Consider the following 26,877-nt stretch of genomic DNA (forward strand, 5'->3'; position numbering starts at 1 on the left):
TCTCGGCGGAGCCATGACATGCGTATCAAGAGCCAGATCATTCTCTCCATGGTGGCCGCCGCGGCCCTGATCGGGCTGGTCGGCGGCGTTGCGATCTTTACGCAGATAGCGGCGACCAAATCGTTGGGGTTGACCGAAGCGACCAACGTCGCGCGGGAATTGGCCGACACCATCGTTTTCAAATCATCCGATGGGACGCCTTCGCTGCTCGAGCGGCCCGAGGCGCTCAAGCAATTCATGGAGCACCAGCACCGCCGCCTGCACCGGGATTTCCTGGTCCTCGACAACAACAAGACCATCCTTGCCCATGCCGCCGACGAAGAGCACCAGGTCGGCGACAAATTCGGTCACGACCCCGGCAACGAAATAGGCCAGACCTTGGCGGACGGCATTCCGCGCAGATTTGTCGACCCGGAGGAAGTGAACGCCATACTGGCCGTTCCGATCGAAAATCCCAAGGATACGATCATCGGCGCCGTGCTGCTGGAATATGACCCCGTTCTGCAGGCCGCCGAACAAAGCACCAACAGCCTGCTCTGGCTGGTTGGCCTCAGCGCGACGGCCGCCGTGCTGGTCGCGGTCGGCTTCGCATGGCTGCTGCTCCGTCGTTTCAGCTCTGGCCTCGGGGACATGATGCGCGGCATGGAAGCGCTGGCGAAAGGCAACGCCATGACGCGCATCAGCCACGCCCGCAACGATGAATTCGGGCAGCTGGCCCATGGCTTCAACACGATGGCGGACCAGCTTGCATCGGCGCGTGCGCATGTCGAGGACATCGTCGAAACGGCTGCCGAAGGCATCGCGGTTCTGAACGGCGACGGCCGCGTCGCCAGCGCCAATCCAGCGGCGGCAACGATGATCGGGCGGCGCGCCGACAAGATCGTCGGGCAGCAATGGGATTCGGTGCTGACGGTTCGCGACCCCAGAGGCGGTGCGTTCGCCGCTGGCGCTTCTCCCATCGAAATGGCGTTAGCCACGGGCCGGCAACACCAGGGCGAAGTGCGCCTGACCAGATCCGACGGCTCGCATCTGCCGGTCATCGCCAGTTGCAGTCCGCTCAGCAGATCCGAAGGCGGCCTGGTCCTCACGCTCAACGACATCAGCGAGCTGCGCCGCGCGGAAGGAGTGGTCAATGAGCGTGCCGATCAGCTGGCGCTCCTCAACCGCGAACTGCACGACAAGTCCGAAACCACGACTCGTCTGGTGAAGCTTGGCGAACTGCTGCAGGCCTGCGTCACCTTCCCGGAAGCGTTCTCGGTGGTCGGCACGGCCATGGCCGAGTTCCTCGGTGGCTTGAGCGGAACCGTCCACTTGACCAGCGCGTCGCGCAACCTGGTGGAAGAGATGGCGCATTGGGGCGACGTGCGCTCGAGCGCCACGCAATTCGCGCCGGAAGACTGCTGGGCGCTCAGGCGCGGCCAGGAACATGTCGCTGGCCCCGGCATGCTCACGCCGCGCTGCGCGCATATCACCGAGAACGGCAAAAAGGGCTATGTCTGCATGCCCCTGGCGGCCCAAGGCGAAACGCTGGGCATCCTTCATCTGTGCGAGCCGAATGCGTCCGAGAAGCCACAATGGCTGTCTGAAAGACAGCAGATCCTGCGCGGTGTCGTCGACACGCTGGCGCTCGCCCTGGCCAATCTGCGCCTGCGCGAGACGCTGCGGCAGCAGTCGATCCGCGATCCGAACACCAGTCTGTTCAACCGGCGATATCTCGAGGAGACGAGCAGCCGCGAACTGCGCCGGATGGAGCGCTCGGGCCAGCCGCTGGTGATCATCATGCTCGATGTCGACCATTTCAAGCAGTTCAACGATACGTTCGGCCACGAAGCCGGCGATCTCGTCCTGAAGCAGGTCGCCGCCACCTTGATCGAGCACGCCAGGGATAGCGATGTCGTGTCGCGCTACGGCGGCGAGGAGTTTGCCCTGGTCATGCCGGGAAGCTCGGTCCAGGAAGGTGCCGAGCGGGCGGAAGCGCTGCGCCAGGCAATCAGGAAGCTTCATTTGACGCATCGCGGCCGAACGCTGGGCACCGTCACAGCCTCCTTCGGTGTCGCCGCCTACCCCGAGCATGGCGTGGGCTGGGCCGAATTGACCAATGCCGCGGATCACGCGCTCTACGAGGCCAAGGGTAGTGGACGCGACCGCGTCGCCATCGCGCTGGGCAACGCGTCCGGCGAGCGACCTCCGATCCAGTTGGTACCAGCCCCGAAAAGCAGCTGAAACCGTTTGGGGTAGAGACTCGGCCCGGCCCGCGATAGTCATCCTGCGCCTGCCAAGAGGGATCAGGCAAGTTCTCTCTGCCCTCGAGGTCTTCGCGCGCGGGCTCTTCCTGAGCGGCCGCGGTCTTGCCGTCCTTCAGACCTCCACACTGTCAGAGGATCCAGCTCTTTTCGGCTGCGGCATTGGTTGTTCGGGCTATTTCAACCCCCAAATGTCCCAAATTTACCTTTGTGCCGACGGGGCTTCCCCTGCGCAAGCAGCGGATGTAAAGATATATTAGCAATTTGTTAAGTTCGAAGCGAGGTATGCGTAAGGGGAGTTTGGTGATGAACTTCAGAGGCCTGATCAAGCGTGCTGAAGACGTGGATAAAGCGATCCAGGACCTGCAGATCGATTTGGCGGACGCGCTGGATGCAAGTCTCGACGCCGACGACCTGGTGCCGTCGGAGAGCGACGATGTGCCGGATGCCCAGGCGGCACCCGATGACGGGCCACCCCAGGCCGACGCGGCAAATGACGACAACGCCAGGAAGGCCGACGCCGCGGGCGATGCGGACAGTTCCGAAACCGCGCCACGACTGACGGCCCATACACAGACCCGGCTGGCTGCATTGAGCGCCTTCGAGGGTCTCTTCCATGACGCCAGGGACTATCTGGAGGAGATCAACGACAAGCTGTCGGAGATCGGCACCTCACACCATCTGACGCGTGAATTCCTCAACATCCTGCACAGCGACATCCTGCGCGCCAACGAGTTGGAGGTTGCCAATGCCGCCCTGGCCGCCGAACAGAGGGCGCTGTCGGAGAAGCTGCACGATGCGACGAGAAAATTGCGCGAGCGTGACGGCGCTTTCGAAGCGCTGCAGCAGCGCGAGGCAAGCCTGGTTCAGGACCGGGAGACGCTTCGTGCGGCGCTTGCCGCGGTGAGGCTGGAACTGGTGGAGACAGCCAATGCGAGCGCCAAACGCGAAGCGGAGTTCGGCGACATCGCCAAGCGGCTGACCGCCAGGACGGTCGAGGCCAACAGGCGCTTGCGCGAAAGCAAGATGCTGCGCGAAAAGCACGTCAACCTGTCGCTCGAACTCGACAAGGCACTGAAGCGGGAATCGCAGGCGCGCCACAGGCTCGACGAGCTGTCGGCGGTCCATGCCAGCGAAGCAGCGCGGCTGGCGGAGCTGCTGGCGGCGCTAGGCAAGAGCGAGAAAGAGGAGATGCGGCTCCAGAAGTCGCTCGAGGCCGCACAGGCGAAGCTGTCGGAAACGAACGAAGCAGCACGCATGATGGAAGGCGACAAGGAAGCCGAGCTGGCTCGCAGCCAGGCGGAAATGCGCGGGTTGAGCTCGGAGATCCAGAACCTGCAATCGCGGCTGGAGCAAACCTCGACCGAAAACAGCGAAGCCGCAGGCGAGATCGCCAGGCTCAAGAGCGAACTGAACGATGCCTTGGCCGAAAAGAAGATCGCCGATGAAAGATTGTCCGCGCTGACCCAGGAGAGCGAAAGCGACAAGATGAGTCTTTCCAAGGTGAACGCCAACCTTTCTCAGCTGACGCTGCAACAGGCGTCCGAACAGATACAGTTCGACGTACAGAGTCAGGAGTGCGAGGACCTCAAAGCCGAAATCGCGTCGCTCAATGCCCGGATCAAGGAGTTGCTGCCCTACGAGCGGCTCCACAAGGCCACCAATGGCAGGCCGCGCGAGGACGGCGTGGTCGAGATAACCGGGGCGATGGCGAAGAAAGCACGGACGACGGGCAGGCGGCGCATGCGCAGGAATGTCGGCGCCGCTGGCTGAAGTGTGGCGCTGAAGGGCTTCCGGCGACCCGCTTCAGGTCTTTGTTTTTGTGCATGGGAGGCCGGCACCTCACCCGGAGAGTAAGCCCAATGGGGCACCGGCCAGGCGGATCGACAGGTCCGCCGCACAGACAAGGTAGCGCGCCTCGATTCCGCACGGCATTGGTGCGATCACGGAAGGTGCCAGCGGCACTTCCCCAAGCTTCTGATTCGAACCTTTGCGACGACCCGCCGGCCGGAGGCTGCAAACACGCCGGGAAACGATCGCGGCCGGTCCGGTGCCTCCTCAGTCGAGCGGCTCGTGCTGATAAAGCTCGTCCATGCTGAGCGAGGCCAGGGCGCCGAAAGGGGCCTGCTTTTTCACACGGCCGCCGCTCAGGATCACCACGTCGTTGCAGAACGAGATGGTGCTGTGGTGGTGGCTGATGACGATGGTCGTGCGGCGGCCGGCTCTCGACTTCAGGGTCTCGACGATGGCCGCTTCCGACAGCCCGTCCACCGCATTGGTGGCTTCGTCCAGGATGAGGAGATCGGGATCGCGGACCAGGGCTCTCGCCAAGGCGATCCGCTGCCTCTGTCCCGCCGACAGATTGACGCCCCTGTAGCCGACCAGCGTCTCGTAGCCCTGAGGCAGCCTTTCGATGAACTCGTGCGCTTCGGCCAGTCTTGCGGCGGCCTCGGCATCGCCGGCTGTCGCCGCATCCTGCCCGTAGGTTATGTTTTCAAAAATGCTGCCATCGACCAGTTCCAGTTCCTGACTGGCCAGGGCGATGTGCCGTCGCCACTGGCTGGCGTCGATCCCGTCGAGCGGCGATCCATCGACGAGAATGCTGCCGGTGTCCGGTTCGACGAAGCGGCACAGGAGATTGACGATCGTCGTCTTGCCGGCGCCCGAGCGGCCGATCAGCGCCGTCGAGCGGCCGCCGCGGATTTCGAATGTCGCCGCATGCAGCACCACCTCGCGCCGGTCCGTACCGGAATAGGTGAATGTCACATCGTCGAACTTGATGCCCTGGCGCAGGCCGTGGAACGGCTCGTCGCCTTGCGGCGGTTGCGGCTTGCCGGCGGGATCCAGCAGCCATGTCACCTCTTCGAGCGATCCGCTCAGGCCCTGCAGCTGGCTCCACGACCCCTGCAGGGCCCGCATATGCGGCTGCAGCCTGTAGAGCAGGATGACGAAGGCGATGATCAGCGGGAAACTCACCTGCGCCAGCCAGGCGCCGATCACCACCGCCAGGAACAGCATGGCGTGGAGAACCTCCGTCAGCGGCGGCAGCGCTCCCTGGCGCACGAGCAGCGCGAAGGAGGCGCGGCGAACCGCATCCGACGCCGTGTCGAATATCGCCTTTTCCCGGTTCTCCTGCCCGAAGATGCGGATCAGCCGTCCGGCATGCACAAGGTGAAGCATCTGCGAGGCGAGGTGGCCGTTGCGCGAAGCGACGCTGCGGCTGGGCTCCTTCAGATTGGCAGAGAAGATGGCGTGCGCGATCTGGACGAGCGCCAGTCCGAGCGTGACCAGAAGCGTCATGCGCCACGAAAGCAGCAACAGGAAAGCCAAGAGGATGATGGCGGCCGATGCGCTGACGATGGCCGACAGCATGATCTGGATCGCATCGGAGGCCCGCCAGGACTCGTTGGAGATGATGTTGAGCAGGCGTCCGGGGCTTTGCCGCAGGAAGAATGGGTAGCCGACCCGCAACAGCTGCTCCGACAGGGCGCCACGGATGGAATGGCTTGCCTTGCCGGAGATGAAGGTCGTCAGCAGCGTGTTGGCGAAGGCGAAGACGTTCTTCAGGATGATCGAGCCGAGGATGGCGACCGAAATGACAATCAGCCGGTCGCGCTCGCTCAAGCCCGATCCGACATGCTGGAGGACAGCGGAGAAGCCGCCCATTCCGGCCGCACCCCCGTGTCCCATGATGATGCCCAGCAACGGGATGATCAGGCCGATGCCGAACCCCTCGAGGACGGCGCTGAGCAGGCCGAGTACCACCACCGCCGGAAGCAGGCGCAGTTGCCGCTTTCCGAACGCCCGGAACAGCATGGGCAGGTTTGGCGGCAGCATTGGCATTATTGCGTTTCACCTCGCCTGGGCATTGGCTTGTTGATCTTGCCGCGCCGGCTCGGCCCGCGGCCGTCTGGCCAGCAGGAGAACCGCGAACCTGGCCGCGCCGAGCAAATTCATGGCGACGATCGGCCAGTGCGGCAGGTTGAGTTCACGATCGAAGGCGGGGCCTCCCGCCAATTCCCGGATAGCCCCTCTTGCAGCCCAGTAGAAATGGCGAAGCAGCCAGGGCGCGTGGCGAACATGCTTGAGGCAGAGCCCGCCATTGCCCAGGCTGTAGTCGCGGTGCAGCTTTTCGATGGCTTTGCGATCCCGCCGGCCATGATGATGGAATATTGTCATATCAGGCACATACTCGACTGCGATGCCGAGCAGCATCGCGCGCACGAGATAATCGGTATCCTCGGCCGACCGCAATGGTCCGCCGGCGCCGAAGCGTTCGTCGAAATAGCCGATGCGGGCCGCGACGTCGCGGTGCATCGTCATGTTGCAGCCCAGCACGAAACCGCCGGGATGAACATCTGGCGTCAGCCGCTCGCGCGCCCACGACCGCTTGATGGTGAACGGCAAATCCCTGGCATCGCCAAGCTCGACACGTCCGCCCCGGATGAGCCATTGTTCCCCGGACGCATAGTGTCGCTCCAGATCGCGCAAATAGTCGCGATGGACCGCGCAGTCATCGTCGACGAAGACCAGCACATGGCCGCGCGCGCGCCGCAGCCCGGCGTTGCGCGCGGCCGCCAGTCCGGGGCGCGGCTCGCAGATCGGCGTGAACGGAATGTCCGACGCAGCGGCGATGCTGGCCAGGCGTTCGGCCGTGCGGTCGCTCGAACCGTTGTCGACGACCACGAGTTCGGCGGCGAAGCCGGCATGTGCGCGGCAGGCGGCTTGCACCGACTTGATGCAGGCGTCGAGCACCGCGACGCGGTTGCGCGTGCAGATGATGAAGCTGACTTCCGGCGCCGATCGTTCCGGGCGGGGACCGGCCGGGGCAGGGCCAAGCGCCGTCGAACGATCGCGCTGCAGAGGTTGGTTGGCTTTGACGATCATCCCTCAGCCCGCCTGATAAGGTGCCAGCACCGCCGCGGCAGGCGCGGATTTGAAGAAATATGCCATGGCATCGGCTTGCCTGGCGGCCGACAGCGAGGCAAGGCTGAGCCAGGGCGCCCAGGCGCCGGGCCGCAGCGCATATTGCTCGCGGCGCCGGATGGCATTCCATTTGGCGGTCCGCGTCAGCAATTCATGCGTCAGCGCGGGCTGCTTTTCGTCGGCGACGAGCTGGTAGAGGAAATAGAACAGGTTCAGCGCGCCGGCCTCGAAGCTCGGCCGCGTCGCCGCCGGCAGCGAGCGGATTTCCTCCTCCAGCGCGACGATGAAGCTGGCCGCACGGGCGACCGTGTCGTGCCTGACCGCATCGCCGATGTCGCGCAGGTCCCGCGTGGCCTGCGCCAGACCCTGGCGCTCAAGGTTCTCGGCGACGATCCGCAAATGCGTCCTGCGCATCTCCGTGACGTGCTGGCTGGTCACGCTTGCCTGATGGACGCGGTACACGACCAGGTTTTCGGGCATCATGGCTGCCGGGTAACGGCTGGCCAGCCGCCTGAAAAGATCGAAATCCTCGGCGTGCCTGTAGGCCTGGTCGTAGTGGAGAACGCTGTCGTCGACGACCCTCCTGTTGTAGACGACCGTCGGGTGCATGAAGATCGTGAAGAACATCGCCAATACAGGTATGCGGCCGAACTGGAACACGGGATCGGGCTTGCCCCTGGCGATGCGGCCGCGGATCAACATGTCGACGCCGGCGCCGCAGAAGCCCAGTTCGGGCCGCCGCTCGAACAGCGCCACCTGGCGCGACAAACGCCAGGGATAGGCGACGTCGTCGGCGTCCATCCGCGCGACCAGTTCGCCCCGGGCGAGCGCCAGCCCTTCGTTGAGCGTCGCGACAAGGCCGCGGTTTTCGCGCGAGATGATCGAAATGCGGCTGTCGGCCTTTTGGCATCGCTCGAGTATCTCGAGCGAATTGTCGGTCGAGCCATCATCGATCGCGATGATCTCCAGGCGGCCGTAGTCCTGCCGCAGGATGCTTCCCAGCGCGGCGGCGAGATAGGGACCGGCATTGTAGACCGGCAACAGGACGGAGACGAGCGGCGCGGCGGTCATCGTCTTGTATCCGTGCGCTGGAGTTCGAGCGCCGGTGTGCGGCCATCGGGCTGTCCGACGGCTGCCGTCGCGAGCCAGCCGCCATGGCTGCCCTGTGCGGGGCGGGTGCGCGCGACATAGGGGAAGTGGCGCTTGAGGCTGTTGAGCGGCCTCTCGAAAACCACCCAGGAAATCCAGGCCGCGACAATCGTGGCGGCGCTCGCAACCAGGAATCGCCCTGGCCCTTGCTCCGAGACGTTGAGCGGAATCCAGGGCTGCGCCTTGACGGCGAGCGACAGCAATATTGGATGGTAGAGATAGACACCGTAGCTGATGCGGCCGAGGCCAAGCAGCGGCGGCAGTTCGGCAAGCTTGCCAAGGGGGCCGCCAAGGCCGCGCGAACAGGCCGCGACGATAGCCATCAGCGGTACCAGGGGCAGGACTTGCCGCACGAGCCAGTGGGTCCATTCCAGCATCGGATCGGCAGGCGCTGGCACAAACCACTCGATGAAAAGGAATGCGGCCGCGAAGGCAGGCCAGCCCAGTCGCATCCAGTGCGGCAGGGCCGCCCCCCTGGACCTCCAGCAGGCAAGTAGCGCGCCCGTCGCCAGCGCATCCATGGACGCCGGCGGCAGCAGGTCGCGCGCCAGCGCCGGCGTGGCGGTGATCGGCCAATAGAAGCGATAGGCCAGCGACAGCGCGATGACGCCGATGCAGATCTGTTCGAAGCGGCGGCGTGGGGCCAAAAGGACGACCAGCGGCCAGGCAAGATAGAACTGCTCCTCGATGCTCAGGCTCCAGAAATGGCACAGCACCCAAGGGTTCCAGTCATTGCGCAGCGCATACCAGAAATTCGACAGGTAAAGCGCATGCCAGACCAGCGATCCCCTGGATTGGTCCAGGTCGACCAGCCAGACGAAACCCAGGACGGCAAAATAGGGCGGAAATATCCGCAAGCCTCGCCTGATATAGAAGGATCGCAGCGCGGGGCCGGTCTCGAATTCGGCGGCCGAACGCGCGTCCAGGAGCAGGCGCGTGATGAGGAAGCCGCTCAGCACAAAGAACAGCCGCACGCCGATATGGCCCCAGAATGAAGATCCTCCAGCGGCGAAGAAATGGGAATACAACACCATCGTCACGGCGATGGCTCTCAACGCATCAAGTTGGACGTCGCGGGCGCTTCCCATCAGCGGCTTCCGCCGGCGTTACGCCAGCCCGCCGTTTCGAGCGGCAGGCCAAGGCGGACGAGATCCGCCATGGCGCCGGCAAACGCGCGCTTTGCGAGTCCGATTGGGGCGAGTCCGTTCGGGCCGGGCCCGAAATCGACGGACGGACAGCTCAAGCTAGTCAACCTGACGGGATCCTCCACGGCATATGTCCAGTCGCAAACGAGTCCCCCAGGAGATCGTTCGGCTACGGCATTGTGCGGCGCAACACAAAAAATCTACCCAGCTGAAATACTTATGTGAGCAAGCGCTAAAAATTGACAAAAACCGGGCGGTTATCGCCAATTTTGGCAATTTTCTTCAGAACTTAAACGCTGTGGTTTAAATTGTTCCGATGTTCCCGCCTCGGTTGATCGGAGAACACTTGGCTTGAGAGCCTAGTTCTTTGTTAGATCACAAGAAATTTTGTAATCTATATTCTGGCTATATGGGCTCGGTCCTGGATCCTTAGAGAAATGATTTGGAACCATTGGCTTTGCGCGGTGCAGCATCGTCTCTATTTTTCGTCGGTTGCCGTGCGCAACGCCGGTTACTCGGCTGACCGCCGACCGTCACACGGCCTCGAACACCACCGTCTGCTCCAGTCCGCCGCCCCGGCGGTTTTGCAGCGTCACGATGCCGCCGTAGCGCTCGATGATTTCCTTGGCGATGGCGAGGCCAAGACCGGCTCCGGGGACGGATTGCAGGCGGCCGGGGTCGACGCGGAAGAAGGGCTCGAACGCCTTGTTCAGGAGTTCCGCGGGTATGCCCGGGCCATGGTCAGATATGGTCAGCACGGCGCGATTGTCGGCTGCCGCCAGGTCGATGCGGCATGCCTTGCCATGGGTGGCGGCGTTGACGATCAGATTGCGCAAGGCGCGGCGCAGGCCAAGCGCGCCGGCCCGCACGCAAACCTTGTCCAGGTGCCCGATCGAGACCGCATGGCCGAGCGATACCATCTCGGCTTCGATATCGCGCACCGTCTTTGCCAGGTCGACCGGTTCGACGGCGTCCTGGTTCACTTCTTCGCGCACCAGGCGGATGGCGCTATCGGCGATGCGGTCGAGCTCGTCGAGGTCGTGAAGCCATTTGTCGCGTTCGTCGTCGAGGAATTCGGCGCGCAGCCGCATGCGCGTCATCGGCGTTCGCAGATCATGGCCGGCGGCGGCGACCAGCCGCATTCGGCTTTCCATGGCGGTCCGCAGCCGCGACGAGAGCTGGTTCAGCGCATGCGCGGTGGCCTTGACCTCGGCCGAGCCCACTTCCGGCACCGCCGCCAGCACGCCGTCCGATCCTATCTTGGAGACGGCGGCCTCCAGCATCTCGAGCGGGCGGATCAGCACCGAGGTGAAATAGACCGACACCGCCGTGGCGCCGGCGACGATCAGCGAGATCCAGCCGGCCAAGACCAGCCATTCGCGCCTTGGCGGCTTGAGATGCGGCACCTCCATGATCGCCCAGCGGCGGTCAGGCAGGTGCATCGATGCGATCTGGCCGGGTTCGTCCGTCTTCTCGTTGACGACCGCCGGAAAGTCGAGGCCACGGCGGTGCAGGATGTCGTTGAGCATCGCCGTTTCCGCACGAGCCACCTTGCCGCCCGCCGGATGGTCGGCGAATTGCACCCGCAGGACGTCGGGGATCGGCCCCGGCAAAAGCCGCACCACCAATTCCATCTGTTGGGCAATCCAGGGTACGGTCAGTTCCGGCGGCGGTCCGCCGCCGCGCACGCTGATGACGGCGGCCGTCGCCAGGCCGACGACGCCGACGATCGAGGCGACCAGCAGCAGGATGAGACGGCGGCGCAGCGAGTTCACGCGTGGCTCTCCACGGTCTCGACGCGCGCGGTGAGTTGGTAGCCGCCATTGCGCACGGTCTTGAACAGCGGCCCGTCGCCGGTGTCGGAAAATTTGCGGCGCAGCCGGCTCACCAGCACATCGACCGAACGCTCGAGCGGGTCGCGCTCGCGGCCTTGCGTCAGGTCGAGAAGCTGGTCGCGCGATAAAAGCCGGCCGGGGCGGTCGAGAAACACCTGCAAGAGGTCGAACTCGGCGCCCGTAAGGTCGACGGCCACGCCTTGTGCATCCGTCACCTTGCGGGTGTCCGGCTCCAGCCTGTAGCCGGCGAAGCGGTAGGTACGCGCGCGCGGGGAGGCGGGCGCCTCCTCGGGAGCCGAGCGCCTGAGCACGGCACGGATGCGGGCAATGAGCTCACGCGGGTTGAACGGCTTGCCGAGATAGTCGTCGGCGCCGAGTTCCAGGCCGATGATGCGGTCGACGTCTTCTTTCAGCGCCGTCAGCAGGATGACCGGGATATGCGGCTTGCGGTCGCGCAAGGCCCGGCAGATATCGAGCCCCGAGCCGTCCGGCAGCATGACGTCGAGCACGATCAGGTCGAACTGGCCCGCGCCCAGCCTCTGCTCGCATTCGCGCCGGTCCGCCGCAGCTGTGACACGAAAGCCCTGGCTGTCGAGATAGCGCTGGAGAAGTGTCCTGATCTCGCGGTCGTCGTCGACGACGAGGATATGGGGTTGTGACTGCATGACCGTGCCCTTGCCTTGGCCGCGATTATACGGAGAGCCGCGTCCAAGCGGCACGGAAAATTGCAACTGAATGTTTCCGGCAGGCCGTGGGAAACATTCAGTTACAAATTGCCCTCTTGCGGAAACCTTCGGCAATACGCCGACGCGAAGCGGACAAACACGCTTCCTATCCTCTCATTTGTCCGAAGCATGAGAGAAAGGAACACCGTCATGCGAAGCAGACTTCTTGCGCTCGGCCTGTTTTCCGTCGCCGCAATTCACCCCGTGCTGGCGGCACAGCGCGATCCGGGTGCCGCCCCCGGCGAGCCGCCACCGGTCATGGCCCAGCAGAGTGGGGCAATGCAGGATGGACCCGATCATGGCCCGATGGCCGGACCCGGCCCGCACGGGCCGATGCGGCATGGTCCGCAGGGTTTTGGCCCGCGAGGTTTTGGACCGGAAGGCTTTGGCCCCCGCCGCATGGGTCCGCCGCCGGAATTCATGCTGGCCGCCCGGCTGGCCGCGCTCGAGACCCGCGTTGGCATCCGCACCGAACAGCTCGACGCCTGGCGCGACTACACCAGCGCGCTGCAGGCGGTGCTTTCGCCGCCACGGCCCGATCATGGGCGGCCCGATGGTCCTGATGGCTCCGGCGGTCCTGAAGCGAAGGGCTCCGACTCAGCCGGCCCTGACGGCAAGCGCGATCCCTTCGCCTTCCAGGAAAAACTGGCCGACGACGTCACGGCCCGCGCGGTTTCGGCCGGCAAGCTGAAAGACGCGATCGCGGCACTGCGCGCCAAGCTGACGCCCGAACAGCTCGAAATCCTCGCTTCGGCGGAACGTCCCCACGGACCACCCCCCGGTCCCTGGGGCGGTCCGCCGGATGATGCAGCCGGCCCCCGAGGTCTGCCCAACGATGGCAGTCCGCCGCCCCAGCCCGGGAACGGCTGAGAACTCTGACCGGCTGCGCCGGCCGGCCCGGTACCCAACCCGTTCTCGGGCCGGCCGGTCTCTTTCAGGGATGGCGGGCGTATCTTCGCCATCCCTGTTTTTCAAATCATGCCCAGTTCAAATCAACGGAAGCACGACAATGTGGGAAGCCATGATACTGCTGCGGCTGCTCGCGTCCGCCAGCCCGAGATTGTCACTCGACCATGCCGGACGCGGTCTTCCGCTGTCCGGACGCGGTCTTCCGCTGTCCGGACGCGGCCTGCCACTGGCTCTGCCGGCCGACACGCTGAAGGGCGCGATCCGCCTGCGCTTCGCCGCCTGGCGGCTGTCGCTTCCGCTCTCGCAGTCGCTCGACAACCATGGACATCATGACCGCAAGATCGCGTGAACTCCGGCAAGGCGCTTGGCATGTCCTCGCTGATCGGCATAATGATGTTGGTGGGCATCGCGGCCAGCTACTCGACCTTCGAGCAGCTCCGGCCGACGAGAAGGAGCGCGACATGAGCCGCTTCGAAGCATTGCTCGTCGCCGCCCGCCGACGGGTGCGGCCTATCATCATATGGATCGGCATGCCCTCGACCAAGCGGTCCATTGCCAGCGCGTACGCAACTCCAGGGAAAGATCCAGGCCATGATTTCCAAGTCTAGCCAGCCTCGTTTTTCGGCACGCCGTCTGGCGCCCTGGGCCGCGATGTTCGCCGCCACTCTTCTGCTGGCGTCCTGCTCGCAGGAGGGCAGCGCCCCCGCCGGCATGGGCGCGCCCGGCAAACCGGAAGTCGGTGTCGTCACCTTGCATCCGCAATCGGTGGCGATCACCGCCGAGCTGTCGGGACGCACGGCGGCCTCGCTGGTTGCCGAGGTGCGCCCGCAAGTGAACGGCATCATCCAGCAGCGCCTGTTCAAGGAGGGCAGCGAGGTGGCGGCTGGACAACCGCTCTACCTCATCGATCCGGCGAGCTACAAGGCGTCGTATGACAGCGCGGTCGCCGCACAGCAGAAGGCGCAAGCGGCGGTGCCCACCGCACAGGCCAAGTTCGACCGTTATGCCGGTCTGTTGAAGCAGAACGTTGTTTCCAAACAGGATTATGACGATGCCGCCGCCACGCTGGCACAGGCGCAAGCCGATGTCGCCTCGGCCAAGGCCAGTGCCGAGACAGCGCGCATCAGCCTCGATCGGACCTCGATCACCGCGCCGATCGCCGGGCGCATCGACAAGTCCACGCTGACGCCGGGTGCGCTGGTGACCGCCAACCAGGACACTGTGCTGACGACCATCCGTGCCCTCGATCCCATCAATGTCGACGTCACACAGTCGAGCACCAACCTGCTCAACCTGCGCCAGGCGATCTCGGAAGGGCGGCTGAAGTTCAGCGGCCCCAATGTCAGCGTCAAGCTGAAGCTCGAGAACGGCACCATCTACACGCAGACCGGCAAGCTGGAATTCGCCGGCGCCAATGTCGACCAGACCACCGGCACCTTCGCGCTCAGAGCCGAGTTTCCCAATCCCGACCGCCTGCTTTTGCCCGGCATGTATGTGCGGGCGCTGGTCGAGGAGGGCGTCGCGCAGAATAGTTTCCTGGTGCCGCAGCGCGCCGTCAGCCGCAACACCAAGGGCGAGGCCACCGCCATGGTCATCAATGCGCAGGGCAAGGTCGAGACGCGCGTGCTCGCAGTGCGCAACAGCGTCGGCAACAATTGGCTGGTGGATTCGGGTGTCGGCGACGGCGACCATGTCATCGTCGAGGGCATGCAGCTGGTGCGTCCCGGCGGCGATGCGACGGGCGTCGAAGTGACGATCGACGAGACGACAGGCGAGGTCAAGGACCGCGGGCAGGGCACTTCCGCCGCGCCGGCCGCGTCCAATGCGGCGAAACCGGCGCCTGCCGCCGCGGCCGGGAACTGAGCGATGTCCGTATTCTTCATCAACCGGCCGATCTTCGCCTGGGTGATCGCCATCGTGATCATGCTGGGCGGGCTTCTGGCGCTCACCTCGCTGCCGATCTCGCAATATCCGCAGATCGCGCCGACCACGGTCAATATCAGCGCCACCTATCCGGGCGCCGACGCGCAGACCGTCGAGAACTCGGTGACCAAGGTCATCGAGCAGGGCATGACCGGCATCGACAATCTCGACTACATGACGGCGACCTCGACCTCGACCGGTTCGGCCTCGATCACGCTGACCTTCACCACATCAGCCGATCCCGATACCGCCCAGGTGCAGACGCAGAACAAGCTGCAGCTGGTGCAGTCGCAGCTGCCGCAGGTGGTGCAGAGCAACGGCATCACCGTCTCCAAATCCTCGACCGGCTTCCTGATGGTCATCGGCTTCGTGTCGACCGACGGCAAGATGAACTCGACCGATCTCGCCGACTATGTCGATGCCACCGTCAACGACACGCTGAAGCGCGTCGAGGGTGTCGGCTCGACGCAGCTGTTCGGCTCCGGCTATGCCATGCGCATCTGGCTCGACCCCGACAAGCTCGCCAAATACGCCTTGATGCCGAGCGACGTGGCCTCGGCGATCGAGGCGCAGAACACGCAGGTTTCGGCCGGCCAGCTCGGCGGCCTGCCGGCGCGCAAGGGCCAGCAGCTCAATGCCACGGTGACGGCCAAGAGCCGGCTGCAGACCGCCGAACAGTTCCGCAACATCATCCTGAAGAGCCAGACGGACGGCTCGCTGGTACGCCTCAACGACGTCGCCACCGTCGAACTCGGCGCCGAAAGCTATACGACACAGGCCAATTACAACGGCAAGCCGGCGGCTGGCGTCGCCGTCAATTTGGCGACCGGCGCCAACGCCATCAACACCGCCGAGGCGGTGCGTTCGACGATCGCCCGGCTGAGCTCGACCTTCCCGCAAGGCGTCGAGGTCGTCTATCCCTACGACACTTCGCCTTTCGTGCGGCTGTCGATCGAGGAGGTGGTCAAGACGCTGGCCGAAGCGATCGTGCTGGTGTTCCTGGTGATGTTCATCTTCCTGCAGAATTTGCGCGCCACCATCATCCCGACGATTGCCGTGCCGGTGGTGCTGCTCGGCACGTTCGGCGTGCTGTCGCTGTTCGGCTATTCCGTCAACACGCTGACCATGTTCGCAATGGTGCTGGCGATCGGCTTGCTGGTCGACGACGCCATCGTCGTGGTCGAGAATGTCGAACGCGTGATGCAGGAAGAGGGTCTGCCGCCGAAGGAGGCGACGCGCAGGTCGATGCACGAAATCACCGGCGCGCTGATCGGCATCGCCACCGTGCTTTCGGCCGTGTTCGTGCCGATGGCTTTCTTCGGCGGTTCGACCGGCATCATCTACCGGCAATTCTCGGTGACCATCGTCTCGGCGATGGTGCTGTCCGTGCTGGTCGCACTGGTGCTGACGCCCGCACTTTGCGCCACGATCCTGCGGCCGCCCAAGGACCATGCGACGCAGACCGGTCCGTTCGGCTGGTTCAACCGGGTCTTCGATCGCGGCACGCTTGCCTATCGTGACGGCTCGCATGGCATCATCAACCGGTCCTGGCGCTTCCTCGTCGTGTTCCTGGCCATCGTCGTTGCCGTGGGCTGGATGTTTGCCCGGCTGCCGAGTTCGTTCCTGCCGGAAGAGGACCAGGGCATCCTGATCACCAGCGTGCAGCTGCCGGTCGGCGCGACGCAGGATCGCACGGAGCGCGTGCTGGCAGAGGTGACCAACCATTATCTCAACCAGGAGAAGGACGTCGTCGACGGGGTGTTCACCGCCTCCGGCTTCGGCTTCGGCGGCGCAGGGCAGAATGTCGGCATCGCTTTCGTGCGGCTGAAGGATTTCGACCTGCGCAAATCGCCGGCCTCGGCCGCACAGGCAATCGCCGGCCGGGCAATGGGCGCGTTTTCGAAGATCAGGGATGCTCAGGTCTTTGCGCTTGCGCCTCCAGCCATCCAGGGCTTCGGCAACACCAACGGCTTCGACTTCTACCTGCAGGACGTCAACGGCGCGGGCCATGACGCGCTGATCCAGACGCGCAACCAGCTTCTGGCCCTGGCCGGGCAGAGCAAGGTGCTCGCCAACACAAGGCCCAACGGGCAGGAAGACCAGCCGCAATTCTCGGTCGACATCGACCAGGAAAAAGCCAGCGCGTTGGGCGTCAGCCTGGCCGACATCAACAACACGCTTTCGACCGCCTGGGGCAGCGACTACGTCAACGACTTCATCGATCGCGGGCGGGTGAAACCGGTCTATCTGCAGTCGGACCCGAACTTCCGCATGCAGCCGGAAGATTTGGACAAATGGCAGGTCCGCAATGCCAGCGGCGCGATGGTGCCGTTCTCGGCCTTTGCCTCCAGCCATTGGACATTCGGTTCGCCCAGGCTGGAGCGCTACAATGGTTCGGCGGCGGTCGAGATCCAGGGAGCGGCGGCCACGGGCGTCAGCTCGGGTGCCGCCATGGACGAGATCGACAAGCTTGTCGCGCAACTGCCTGCCGGCTATTCCCACGAATGGACAGGGCTGTCGCACCAGGAGAAGCTTTCCGGCAACCAGGCACTGTCGCTCTATGCGATCTCGGCCCTTGTGGTGTTCCTTTGCCTGGCAGCACTTTATGAGAGCTGGTCGATCCCGTTCGCGGTCATGCTGTCGGTGCCGATCGGCATCTTCGGCGCGCTGCTGGCGGCAAGCCTGTTCGGCCAGTCCAACGACGTCTATTTCAAGGTCGGCCTGCTGACCACGATCGGTCTCGCCGCCAAGAACGCCATCCTGATCGTCGAGTTCGCCATCGAGCGGCAGACCGCCGGGATGGGGCTGGTCGAGGCGACACTTGAGGCAGCACGACAGCGGCTGCGGCCGATCCTGATGACGTCTCTGGCCTTCATCCTCGGCGTGCTGCCGCTGGCGATTGCCAGCGGCGCGGGCTCGGGCGCGCAGAACTCCGTCGGCATCGGCGTGATGGGCGGCATGATCGCGGCGACGGTCATCGGCGTGTTCCTGGTACCGCTATTGTTCGTCACGGTGCGACGCATCTTCAAGGGCAGGGCGGCCAAACCAGATACGGGCGAGACGCCGGTGACGGTCAACCAGCAATAAGGAAAACTTCACATGACAGGCTTGGAACGTGGCTCGGTGGCCGCGAGGCGGCTCCTTGCGCCTATGCTTACCGCTGTCCTGCTCGCGGGATGCGTCGTCGGCCCGGATTATCAGACGCCGATATTGGCGATGCCTGCAAGCTGGAGCGGCCAGAAGCCAAAGCCTGCCCAGCCGGCGCAACTGTCGAAATGGTGGCAGCGGCTGCGCGATCCCGAGTTGAACACGCTTGTCGAGGAAGCGGTTGCCGGCAATCTCGATGTCGCCACCGCCAAGGCAAAAATCCGCGAGGCGCGCGCCAGCTATCGCCAGAGTGCAGGCACGTTGCTGCCGTCGGCCGAGGGCTCCGGCTCGGTCTCCCGCAACAAGTCGTCAGAAGCCACGTCTGGCTCTGATGCCACCTACAGCGAGTATCAGGCCGGCTTTGACGCCAGCTGGGAACTCGACCTGTTCGGCGCCAACCGCAGGGGCGTCGAGGCTGCCCGCTATGGGCTGGACGCCTCGCAGGAGGAACTGCGCTCGACGCTTCTCACCCTGGTCGGCGATGTCGCTTCCTATTATGCCCAGGCGCGCGGCTACCAGGCCCGCATCGCGCTCGCCCGCCGTTCGGCCGCGTCGCAAAGGCAGACCGCCGAACTTACCCGCACCATGGCGCAGGCGGGCACGGCGACCGCCGCCGATGTCGCCAAGGCGATGGGGCAGGCAGCGAGCACCGAAGCCGCGGTGCCGACACTGGAGGCAAGCTATGCCCAGGCCGTGCATCGTCTCGCGGTGCTGGCCGGCCGGCCGCCTGCCTCGCTCAACGAGCGGCTGAAGCGGGTCGCGCCAATCCCTGCACCACGCCTGCCGATGCCTACCGGAATTCCCGCCGACCTCCTGCTGTCGCGGCCCGATTTGCGCATGGCGGAGCGCCAATATGCGCAATACACCGCCAAAGTCGGCCAGGCCGAAGCCGCCCGCTATCCCTCCGTCAGCCTGACGGGAGACATCAGCACGGCGGCGCTGAAGCTCGGCGATCTCGGCAAGAATTCGTCGATTGGCTGGTCGTTCGGGCCGACGCTCAGCGTGCCGTTGTTCAATGCCGGCCAATTGCAGGCCGCCGTCGAGGTCGCCAAGGCGCAGCGCGATCAATATTTCATCGCATACCGGTCTTCGGTGCTGACGGCGCTCGAGGATGTCGAGAACGCGCTGGTGCTGTTGTCGCAGGAGCGCATCCGGATCGGCAAGCTCGCCTCGTCGGCGAAGTCCTATGGCGAGGCGGCAAGTCTCGAAGGCACGCTCTACAAGGCCGGCGAGACCAGCCTTCTCGATGTGCTCGACGCCCAGCGCTCTCTCTACTCGGCCGAGGACTCGCTGCTGCAAAGCCGCGTCCTGCTGGCGACCAACTACATCGCCCTCAACAAGGCGCTCGGCGGCGGTTGGGACGGCGCGGTGGACAGTGCCAAGCCAGAGATCGTCGACCTCAAGACCGGTCCACGGCTGGCGTCGAAGCCGGCGGCCTGAGCGGTTTCCAAGGCTTCGGTCAAGTATTTCGAGGCGGCTACGCAGATTTCGAGATTGTGCGACACACCGCTCGTGGCGGCGCGCGAAATGCCGCCTCGTGCTTTGGCGATGGCGGCGTGATCGTATCGCTGTTATTGATGGTGATTACACAGCACAGGCGCCGCAGATGACATCCGATACACAGAAGGCCGAAGCGGTCGGGCAGCTGCTCGAAACGCCGGACCTTGCCAGCGCGCTGGAAAGCGAACAGTTCAAGAAGTTCCTCGACCAGGTGCCGATCGCCATTGCCGTCTCCGACCTCGGTGCGAAGGAGCGTGTCGTCTATGCCAATCCGGAATTCGAGAAACTGTCCGGCCTCAAGGCGGCGACGCTCGCTCGGCAACACTGGGCGGCGCTTTCCGGCACCGGCCTGCACAAGCAGAAGGGCCGGCCGCTGTTCGAGGCCGTGGTCGAGGACACCGATTTCATCGGCACGTTCCGGCTGGAGCGGAAGGAAGACCAACAGGCGATCGTCGACGTCTATTCCAATGTCATCGAGGACGACAATGGCAAGGCCTGCTTCCGGCTGGTGGCGCTGGTCGACGTCTCTGCCCATGGCGAAACCGAAGATGCGCGATCGATTGATGAGCGCATCCGCGAGAAGGACACGCTGCTGCGCGAACTGCAGCACCGGGTGAAGAACAATCTGCAAATGATCACCGCGCTGATCCGGATGGAGACGCGAAACGCGGCCGAACCGGATCAGAAGCGTTTCGAGAGGCTGGCAGGTCGCGTCGATGCGCTGGCGATCCTCTACCAGACGCTGTCGGGGGACGATGGCAAGGATGAGGTCGATCTCGGTGTCTATCTCAGCCAGATCGCGTCGGCGGTGATGAACTCGCATGCGGTCGAGGGCATCCGCCTCGACATGAAGGTCGATACCTATCCGGTGTCGATCAATGTCGCCATGCCGACCGGGCTGGTGGTGAACGAGCTTATGACCAATGCGCTCAAACATGCCTTCCAGGGACGCGACGGCGGCACGATCACGCTGCACAGCATCGTTGACGGTGATGGCTGCCGCATCGTGATCGCCGATGACGGCATCGGCCTGCCGGACGGCGAGAGCTGGCCCAAGAGCGGCAAGCTCGGCGCGCTGATTGCCCGCTCGCTAACCGAGAATGCCAAGGCGGAGTTCGATGTGAAGTCGAGCGCTGCCGAGGGTACGCGGGTCACCATCGTCTTCAAGCGCTCGGCCGCCACCGCCTAAAGCGTTGTCGTTGCGCTCTCACACCTACAGGATCATCTCCAGCTATTCCTTGTCCGCCGCGGCAATGAACGCTTCGCGGCCCGGGAGGCTCATAGCGTGCCTGCAGTCCGTGCCCCAGCAGCCAGTTGCCGCTGCCTCACGACAGGCCGGCCGGTTCGCCCTATCTCCATGCCGCCGGTCGGGTTTGGACCCGGCGGTATGGAGGATGGGATCACGTGACATCGACGCCGATTGCCAGTCGCGAAGCAGCGCCCTTGCCGGTCGCGGCACTGATGGGCGCCATGGTGTCGATCCAGATCGGCGCCACCTTCGCCAAGGGCCTGTTCCCGCAGATCGGCGCGCAAGGCACGACGACGCTTAGGCTGGTCATCGGTGCGCTGATGCTGATCGCGGTGCTGCGGCCCTGGCAGATGCGGCCCTCGCGTGCCACCATGCCGTGGCTGGTCGCCTATGGGGTGACGCTGGCCGCGCTCAATCTCCTGTTCTACGCAGCGCTGGCCAGGATTCCGCTCGGCATCGCGGTGGCGCTGGAGTTTACCGGCCCGCTTCTGGTGGCGACCTTGAGCTCGCGGCACGCCAGCGACTTTGCCTGGATCGCGCTGGCGGTGGCTGGCATCCTGCTGTTGTCGCCTTTCGTCCATTCTGTCGCGCCGCTTGACCCGATCGGGGTGATGCTGGCGCTGGCGGCTGGCGGCTTCTGGGCGCTTTATATCGTGCTTGCCCAGAAGGCCGGCGCGGAGCTTGGCACCCGCACCACCGCCTACGGCATGGCGATCGCCGCCGTGCTGGTGCTGCCCTTCGGCGTGGCACAGGCGGGAACCGCGCTGCTCGCACCGTCGATCCTAGTCAGCGCGCTGTTGGTCGGCCTGTTTTCCAGCGCGTTGCCATTCTTCCTGGAGATGGTGGCGCTGACCCGCATGCCGGCGCGCATCTACGGCACGCTGACCTGCCTGGAGCCGGGGCTGGGCGCACTGGCCGGCTTCCTGTTCCTGCATGAAAGCCTGACCGCAACGCAACTGGCCGGGATCGCAGCCGTCGTTGTCGCCGCCTTCGGCACGGCGCTGACATCACGGCCGCCGGTTCCATCGCCGGAGTAGGGTGGGGCGGAGTAGGGTGGGAGGGATATGCGGGATCGTGCCGTAAAGCCGGTCCCGTCGCCGACCGCCGTTCGGGCGTTGCCTTTGTCCGGCCGGCGCGCTTCGTTGCCGTCAGAACTTGATACCGAGATCGACCTTGGCGCCCTGATCGACCGTGCCGCCACCGAACTGGCCGGAATAGGACACACCGAGCGTCGCGTTGGCCGACATGTTGAAGTCGAGACCGGCCTCGATGACGGCCGCATCCCTGGCGATCGGCACGCCGGCGATGCTGAATTGATCGCCGCCGGCGAAGGCGAAGCTGGAGGTCGGCGTGACGTCGCCGAACGCGTGGCGCCAGCCGAGCATGCCGCGCGCCGTGGCGTTCATGCCCCCGAGCGCGAAATCGGTCGAACCGCGCAGGCCCAGCGTGGTGAAGGTCGCATCGGTGTTCGAGCCGGCGCTGGTCAGTGCCGCATCGCCACCGTCTTCGGTGAAGCCGTCGGTATGGACGCTGACATAGGCCAGGTTGGCGAACGGTTCGAACTTGAATTGTCCGGCATCGGCCTTGTAGGCGAGTTCGCCGAACATTTGCGCGGTACCGGCATCGTAGTCGGCCGACAACCCATCCGTGAAGCCGTTGAAAGCAACCGAGCGTTTGGTCGAAAGGCTGCTCCAGGAGTAGGCAGCACCGGTACGGAAAGCGATGGCGCCCCAGTTGGTGCCACCATAGAGGCCGAGATGATAGCTGTCGCTCTTGCCCGAAGAGTTGCGATCGTCGGCGTCGAAGCTCGAATGGCTGTAGCCGCCGAGAACACCGACGCGCCAGCCGCCGACCAGCGTGTCGGCGCCGGCCAGCAGGCCGCCGGTCGAACGATCGAAGGCGGCGGCGTTGCCGTCGCTGTCGGTATTGCCCCAGGACCCAAAGGCCTGGCCCCAGACGGCGAAACGGTCGGTGTCGGCCGCGACCATTTCGGGGCCACCTTCGCCATAAGCCATGACCGGCAATGCGGCCGCGCCAATATCGCCGAAAGCGGACATGATACGATTGGTGACTGCGTCGCGGACGAAGCGGCTGTCCTCGACCAGCATGCCCTTGGCCGAGGCGTGGATTTCGCCCGAAAGCTGGTCGAAGGCTGCCCGGGCTTCGGCGTCGCTCGGCAATGCAAAGATGGCATCGAAAAGCGTATTGCCGCTGCCAAGACTTTCCGCGCCGCCGCCCGTGGCGATCTGGTTGGGCGTCAGGCCGACCGAGGCGAAGGACTTTGCCTGCACCACGTCGAGATAGACATGCGTTAGGTCGTAATTGGCGACAAGGCCGATGAACGGGCCGGCGCCGCTGAGCGTGTAGGTGCCGGTGACGCCTGTATCGGCCTGCAGCACGGTGTAATGCGTGCCCAGCACATAAGGCGCGGCATCGGTCTTGACCACGTCGAGGACAGCGCCGGCCGCGATCGTCGCGGTGCCCGTCGCCTGGATGAGATCGGACTGACCGGTCGAGGTCAGCTCGACCTGATAGATCGAGCCCGCCGTGTGATCGACATTGCCCGCGACATGGAGCGTGCCGATCGAATTGCCCGGTTCGATGACACTGCCCGGCTGTGCCAGGATGCCGCCGACCGTGCCGTTGCCGCTCAATATGCCGCCGGAGATCGTCACCAGCGAACCGGCCAGCGAACCATTCACGGCCAGCCGTCCGCCGACCACGTAGGTGGCGCCGGTGAAGCCGCTCGAATCGGTCGTCAAGTTCGTCGTGCCGGCGATCTGGTTGATCGTGCCGATACCGCCGATCGCCGAGGCGAAGGCGTAGTTCGTGTCGGTGTGGTTGAAGTTGATTGTGCCGGTGCCCGATCCGAATTGGACGCTCGCGGCGTTGAGCAAGCCCGGCGCCAGCGCAGCCGCTCCAGTCGCGCCGCCGATATTGAGGGTGCCGACGGAGCTGGCGTGGCTGGCTATGGTAACTATGCTCCCGCCTGAAACCGCGCCGCCGTTCGAGATCGTCAGCGTACCCGTGCCGTCGAGGCCGACCGCGAGGCCCGCACTGCTGGTCCAGGTCGAGCCGGCGCCATCGACCGTCGCGGTGCCGGTCGAGCCTGGATTGTAGCCGACATAGCCCATGGCATTGCTGACCGCGCCGCCGTTCAAGACATTCAGGGTGCCGGTTCCGAGGTTGCCGAGGTAGACATCGCCGCTGTTGATCCAGGTGGAATTCGCACCGCCCACCGTCACGACGCCCGTACCTGTGCCGACGCCGCCAACGGTGCCGGCAGCGCTCTTGACGGTTCCGCCGTTCGAGACGGTCAGCGTGCCGGTGCCCGCGGTGCCGACGGACAAGGCCGAGCTGTTGATCCAGATCGAACCCGTTCCGTCGACGGTCACCGTTCCGGTGGAGCCGGCCGAGTTCCCCAGGTGGCCAACGGTGTTTTTCACAATGCCGCCGCCCTGGATAGTGAGCGTGCCGACACCGCCCCCGCTGACGCCGACATAGAGGGCCGAGCTGCTGTTCCATGTCGAGCCTGTGCCAGTGACCACGGCGGTGCCGACGGAGTAGTTGCCGAGATAGCTCAGCACGCTGTCGACGGTGCCGCCGTTCGAAATGGTCAGCGTGCCGGTTCCTGCACGGCCGACGACGAACAAGCTTCCGCTGTTGGTCCAGGTCGAGCCGGCGCCGTCGACCGTCACGGTGCCGACCGAGACGGCACCATAGCCGATATAGGTCGAGTCGCTGCTGACGGCGCCGCCGTTCGAGATCGACAGCGTGCCCGTGCTGAGGCCGCCCACATACATGTCCGCGCTGGTCCAGGTCGAGTCGGCGCCGGCGACGGACACCATGCCGGTCGAGCCGGCCGAATTGCCGACATAGGCTGTGTCGTTGCTGACGTTGGCGCCGTTGGTGATCGCCAGAGTGCCGGAACCGAAATCGCCGACAGCCAGGTTGGAACTGTTGGTCCAGGTCGAGCCGGCACCGTCGACGAACACCATGCCGGTCGAGCCCGCGATCGCGCCAATGGCCCCGCCGCCATTGCTGACGGCGCCGCCATGGGTGATCGCCAGGTTGCCAGTGCCGAAATCGCCGACGGACAGCGATCCGCTACTGGTCCAGGTCGAGCCGGAGCCATCGACGAACACCATGCCGGTCGAGCCCGCCAAGTGGCCGACACGGGCCGAGGCGTTGCTGACGGAGCCGGCGTTCGAGACCGTCAGCGTTCCCGTACCCTGATCGCCGACGAGCAGATTGGAACTGTTTGTCCAGGTCGAGCCCGTACCGTCTACCGTCACCATGCCATTGGAATCTGCATGCCAACCGATGGTGCCCAGGGCATTGCTGACCGCGCCGCCCTTGGTGACGACAAGCGTGCCGGTGCCAAGTCCGGCGATATAGAGGTCGCCACTGTTGGTCCAGGTCGAGCCGGTACCGTCGACAGTCACGGTGCCGGTGCCCTGGCCGTAGCCGACATGGCCGACAGTGTCGGTTACGGTGCCGCCATTCGAGATCGCCAAGGTGCCGTTGCTGTTGGTACCCAAAGCAAGGGAAAGATCCGAACTGTTGTTCCAGGCCGAGCCTGCTCCCGTAACGGTCACGACGCCGTTCGCGTTCGAAAGATAGCCGACAAAACCTGCGGTGCTGGCGAGCGTACCGCCGTTTTTGATCGTCAGCGAGCCTGTATAGCTGTCGATGGTGCCAAGATACAGATAATGCGCGGCCGCGTTCGGCCCATTGACCACGGTCGGATTCGGGAACGCCGCGTTGAGCACAACGTCGTCACCCGACGTGGGAACAGCGCTGTTGTTCCAGTTTCCGGCGGTGAACCAATCCGTGGAAATAGCCCCGGCCCAGGTCTCGGCAGCCGAGGCAGTGATTGGCTGGCCAAGACAGACCAGTGCGGTCGACGTCAATGCGAGATACTTCAACGTCTTCGCCTTGCGGCACCCCAAACCATTCTGCGGCATTCAGTCCCCTGACGTCACGGTCGTTTCACCCTGAGGCTGACATCGCATCGCGGACAGGGATTGTCTTGGGCTGGGCCGCACTGGAATTGGACTGGAGTGAAGAGCGGTTCATTTTGTGCGCACTGTGGCAGTTCGGTGCGATCGCGCAGGTGCGCCGGCGGAGGAGCCAACCCTATCTGGCTCTCGTCGGCGTATGGCCGAACCGGCGGCGAAAGCAGCGGTTGAAATACGACACATCGCTGAACCCGCTCATCATGGCGATGTCGCTGACCCGCGTGTCATCGTGTCTCTGCGAGAGCACCTTGCGGGCGCGCTGCAAGCGCAGTTCGAGAACGCGCTCGGTGAAGCTGGTGCCCGTCTCCTGAAGAAGGTCGTGGACGTAGCGCACCGAGAGGCCGAGTTCTTGTGCGACGCCTTGGGCGGAGATGCCGGGGTTGACGAAATCGTCGGCGATCTTGGCCAGGACCGCTTGCAGGCGGGCGGCGCGCAGGCCGCGAAGGCCCGCCAGTTCGGCGGCCTTGCCTTTCGCGCCGGTCACCAGCCCGATCAGATCGACAATCGTTTCCGTGGCGTGCGCTATGAGATCGGGCGAGGCGAGGGGGCGGCCGGCTTCAAGAAGCAGGCAATACCGCTTGAGAAGATCGAGCGCTTCGTTTTCAGCGCCGATCTTCAACGCCAGCCTGTCGTCGATCTGTGGGAAGGCTTGGGTGAGGATGGCGCGCGGGACAACTATGTTTGCCCACACATTGCTGTCGGCTCCGCCCATTTTCAGCGCTTCCGACGCCGTGACGAGGACGGCTTCGCCCTGACCGATGCCGTATTCGCGGCCGAGCTGAGCCCCGGACAACACGGTGTCGGCCTTATTGATCAGCAGCAGGTATCCGTCATTGTCGTCGTCGGCGATGTTGCTCGCCCTCCTCGTCGCGTCCTTGATGGTTCCCGACATCTGGCCAAGGACGAGCGGCCCGACAGCCGTGGCTTCGATCGCCGCTTCGAAAGGCAGGTTTTCCGATATGCCGTACTCGACCGACCATATCTGCGCGACGTGAATGTCTTGCCAGAGGGCAAATCGTTCGCGTTCGCTAAGATGCGATGGCAACTGAGCCGATGAAAAGATCGTCTTTTGTGACAATGGTGCAACCCGATATATATTCGCTCT

Annotated in this window: 17 protein-coding genes; 9 read left to right on the forward strand and 8 right to left on the reverse strand. The window is 64.7% G+C overall.

The annotated features are described in order from the left end of the window. The first annotated feature begins 18 nt into the window (after positions 1-18). Both NKH52_RS18750 and NKH52_RS18755 read left to right on the forward strand, forming a co-directional pair. Positions 19-2,223 carry a sensor domain-containing diguanylate cyclase gene (locus NKH52_RS18750; protein ID WP_352732389.1) on the forward strand — a complete coding sequence of 735 codons (2,205 nt, stop codon included), beginning with the start codon at positions 19-21 and terminating at the stop codon, positions 2,221-2,223. Between the two features lie 326 nt (positions 2,224-2,549). After that, positions 2,550-4,016 carry a coiled-coil domain-containing protein gene (locus tag NKH52_RS18755; RefSeq protein ID WP_352732387.1) on the forward strand — a complete coding sequence of 489 codons (1,467 nt, stop codon included), beginning with the start codon at positions 2,550-2,552 and terminating at the stop codon, positions 4,014-4,016. Between the two features lie 285 nt (positions 4,017-4,301). Here the strand turns inward: NKH52_RS18755 and NKH52_RS18760 are convergent, their stop codons facing one another. The 6 genes from NKH52_RS18760 to NKH52_RS18785 all read right to left on the reverse strand — a co-directional run bounded on the left by NKH52_RS18760 (position 4,302) and on the right by NKH52_RS18785 (position 11,963). Beyond that, positions 4,302-6,086 (reverse strand): ABC transporter ATP-binding protein, encoded by a 1,785-nt coding sequence (locus NKH52_RS18760; RefSeq protein WP_352732385.1) that lies wholly within the window; start codon positions 6,084-6,086, stop codon positions 4,302-4,304. 9 nt (positions 6,087-6,095) lie between these two features. Further along, positions 6,096-7,130: a glycosyltransferase family 2 protein gene (locus NKH52_RS18765; RefSeq protein ID WP_127296961.1), complete on the reverse strand. Its 1,035-nt coding sequence runs from the start codon at positions 7,128-7,130 to the stop codon at positions 6,096-6,098. Between the two features lie 3 nt (positions 7,131-7,133). Beyond that, positions 7,134-8,240 carry a glycosyltransferase family 2 protein gene (locus NKH52_RS18770; RefSeq protein WP_352732381.1) on the reverse strand — a complete coding sequence of 369 codons (1,107 nt, stop codon included), beginning with the start codon at positions 8,238-8,240 and terminating at the stop codon, positions 7,134-7,136. Beyond that, positions 8,237-9,406: an acyltransferase family protein gene (locus NKH52_RS18775; protein ID WP_352732378.1), complete on the reverse strand. Its 1,170-nt coding sequence runs from the start codon at positions 9,404-9,406 to the stop codon at positions 8,237-8,239. Before NKH52_RS18775 ends, NKH52_RS18770 begins: the two co-directional genes overlap by 4 nt. Positions 9,407-9,996: 590 nt before the next feature. Continuing rightward, positions 9,997-11,238 (reverse strand): ATP-binding protein, encoded by a 1,242-nt coding sequence (locus NKH52_RS18780; protein ID WP_352732376.1) that lies wholly within the window; start codon positions 11,236-11,238, stop codon positions 9,997-9,999. Further along, positions 11,235-11,963 carry a response regulator gene (locus NKH52_RS18785; protein WP_127296965.1) on the reverse strand — a complete coding sequence of 243 codons (729 nt, stop codon included), beginning with the start codon at positions 11,961-11,963 and terminating at the stop codon, positions 11,235-11,237. Before NKH52_RS18785 ends, NKH52_RS18780 begins: the two co-directional genes overlap by 4 nt. A gap of 210 nt (positions 11,964-12,173) precedes the next feature. Between NKH52_RS18785 and NKH52_RS18790 the strand changes: the two genes are divergently transcribed. The 7 genes from NKH52_RS18790 to NKH52_RS18820 all read left to right on the forward strand — a co-directional run bounded on the left by NKH52_RS18790 (position 12,174) and on the right by NKH52_RS18820 (position 21,788). Beyond that, positions 12,174-12,893 carry a hypothetical protein gene (locus tag NKH52_RS18790; RefSeq protein WP_352732373.1) on the forward strand — a complete coding sequence of 240 codons (720 nt, stop codon included), beginning with the start codon at positions 12,174-12,176 and terminating at the stop codon, positions 12,891-12,893. A gap of 139 nt (positions 12,894-13,032) precedes the next feature. Next, positions 13,033-13,281, forward strand: a complete 249-nt coding sequence (locus tag NKH52_RS18795) for a hypothetical protein (protein WP_352674162.1) — start codon at positions 13,033-13,035, stop codon at positions 13,279-13,281. A 242-nt stretch (positions 13,282-13,523) separates the two neighbouring features. Continuing rightward, positions 13,524-14,795 (forward strand): efflux RND transporter periplasmic adaptor subunit, encoded by a 1,272-nt coding sequence (locus NKH52_RS18800; protein ID WP_502908060.1) that lies wholly within the window; start codon positions 13,524-13,526, stop codon positions 14,793-14,795. 3 nt (positions 14,796-14,798) lie between these two features. Then, positions 14,799-17,942 carry an efflux RND transporter permease subunit gene (locus NKH52_RS18805; RefSeq protein WP_352732370.1) on the forward strand — a complete coding sequence of 1,048 codons (3,144 nt, stop codon included), beginning with the start codon at positions 14,799-14,801 and terminating at the stop codon, positions 17,940-17,942. A 12-nt stretch (positions 17,943-17,954) separates the two neighbouring features. Continuing rightward, entirely contained in the window at positions 17,955-19,442 is a 1,488-nt protein-coding gene (locus NKH52_RS18810) for an efflux transporter outer membrane subunit (protein ID WP_127296970.1), read from the forward strand. Positions 19,443-19,608: 166 nt separating this feature from the next. Further along, positions 19,609-20,691 (forward strand): sensor histidine kinase, encoded by a 1,083-nt coding sequence (locus NKH52_RS18815; protein ID WP_352732367.1) that lies wholly within the window; start codon positions 19,609-19,611, stop codon positions 20,689-20,691. A 215-nt stretch (positions 20,692-20,906) separates the two neighbouring features. Beyond that, complete coding sequence (locus NKH52_RS18820) at positions 20,907-21,788, forward strand: EamA family transporter (protein WP_127296972.1); 882 nt, start codon at positions 20,907-20,909, stop codon at positions 21,786-21,788. 111 nt (positions 21,789-21,899) lie between these two features. Here NKH52_RS18820 and NKH52_RS18825 read toward each other — a convergent pair whose 3' ends face one another. After that, positions 21,900-25,718 carry an autotransporter outer membrane beta-barrel domain-containing protein gene (locus tag NKH52_RS18825; RefSeq protein ID WP_352732364.1) on the reverse strand — a complete coding sequence of 1,273 codons (3,819 nt, stop codon included), beginning with the start codon at positions 25,716-25,718 and terminating at the stop codon, positions 21,900-21,902. A gap of 172 nt (positions 25,719-25,890) precedes the next feature. Continuing rightward, positions 25,891-26,817, reverse strand: a complete 927-nt coding sequence (locus NKH52_RS18830) for an AraC family transcriptional regulator (RefSeq protein WP_352732362.1) — start codon at positions 26,815-26,817, stop codon at positions 25,891-25,893. Between the last annotated feature and the right edge of the window lie 60 nt (positions 26,818-26,877).

Source organism: Mesorhizobium sp. M1066 (genome assembly GCF_040318635.1).
Lineage (GTDB): Bacteria > Pseudomonadota > Alphaproteobacteria > Rhizobiales > Rhizobiaceae > Mesorhizobium.

Excerpts from the sequence above, each read along its gene's own strand:
- NKH52_RS18805 (WP_352732370.1), top strand. The coding sequence starts at position 14,799 with ATGTCCGTATTCTTCATCAACCGGCCGATCTTCGCCTGGGTGATCGCC.
- NKH52_RS18825 (WP_352732364.1), bottom strand. The coding sequence starts at position 25,718 with ATGCCGCAGAATGGTTTGGGGTGCCGCAAGGCGAAGACGTTGAAGTAT.
- NKH52_RS18750 (WP_352732389.1), top strand. The coding sequence starts at position 19 with ATGCGTATCAAGAGCCAGATCATTCTCTCCATGGTGGCCGCCGCGGCC.
- NKH52_RS18790 (WP_352732373.1), top strand. The coding sequence starts at position 12,174 with ATGCGAAGCAGACTTCTTGCGCTCGGCCTGTTTTCCGTCGCCGCAATT.
- NKH52_RS18815 (WP_352732367.1), top strand. The coding sequence starts at position 19,609 with ATGACATCCGATACACAGAAGGCCGAAGCGGTCGGGCAGCTGCTCGAA.
- NKH52_RS18810 (WP_127296970.1), top strand. The coding sequence starts at position 17,955 with ATGACAGGCTTGGAACGTGGCTCGGTGGCCGCGAGGCGGCTCCTTGCG.
- NKH52_RS18775 (WP_352732378.1), bottom strand. The coding sequence starts at position 9,406 with ATGGGAAGCGCCCGCGACGTCCAACTTGATGCGTTGAGAGCCATCGCC.
- NKH52_RS18795 (WP_352674162.1), top strand. The coding sequence starts at position 13,033 with ATGTGGGAAGCCATGATACTGCTGCGGCTGCTCGCGTCCGCCAGCCCG.
- NKH52_RS18760 (WP_352732385.1), bottom strand. The coding sequence starts at position 6,086 with ATGCCAATGCTGCCGCCAAACCTGCCCATGCTGTTCCGGGCGTTCGGA.
- NKH52_RS18800 (WP_502908060.1), top strand. The coding sequence starts at position 13,524 with ATGATTTCCAAGTCTAGCCAGCCTCGTTTTTCGGCACGCCGTCTGGCG.
- NKH52_RS18770 (WP_352732381.1), bottom strand. The coding sequence starts at position 8,240 with ATGACCGCCGCGCCGCTCGTCTCCGTCCTGTTGCCGGTCTACAATGCC.
- NKH52_RS18785 (WP_127296965.1), bottom strand. The coding sequence starts at position 11,963 with ATGCAGTCACAACCCCATATCCTCGTCGTCGACGACGACCGCGAGATC.
- NKH52_RS18765 (WP_127296961.1), bottom strand. The coding sequence starts at position 7,130 with ATGATCGTCAAAGCCAACCAACCTCTGCAGCGCGATCGTTCGACGGCG.
- NKH52_RS18755 (WP_352732387.1), top strand. The coding sequence starts at position 2,550 with ATGAACTTCAGAGGCCTGATCAAGCGTGCTGAAGACGTGGATAAAGCG.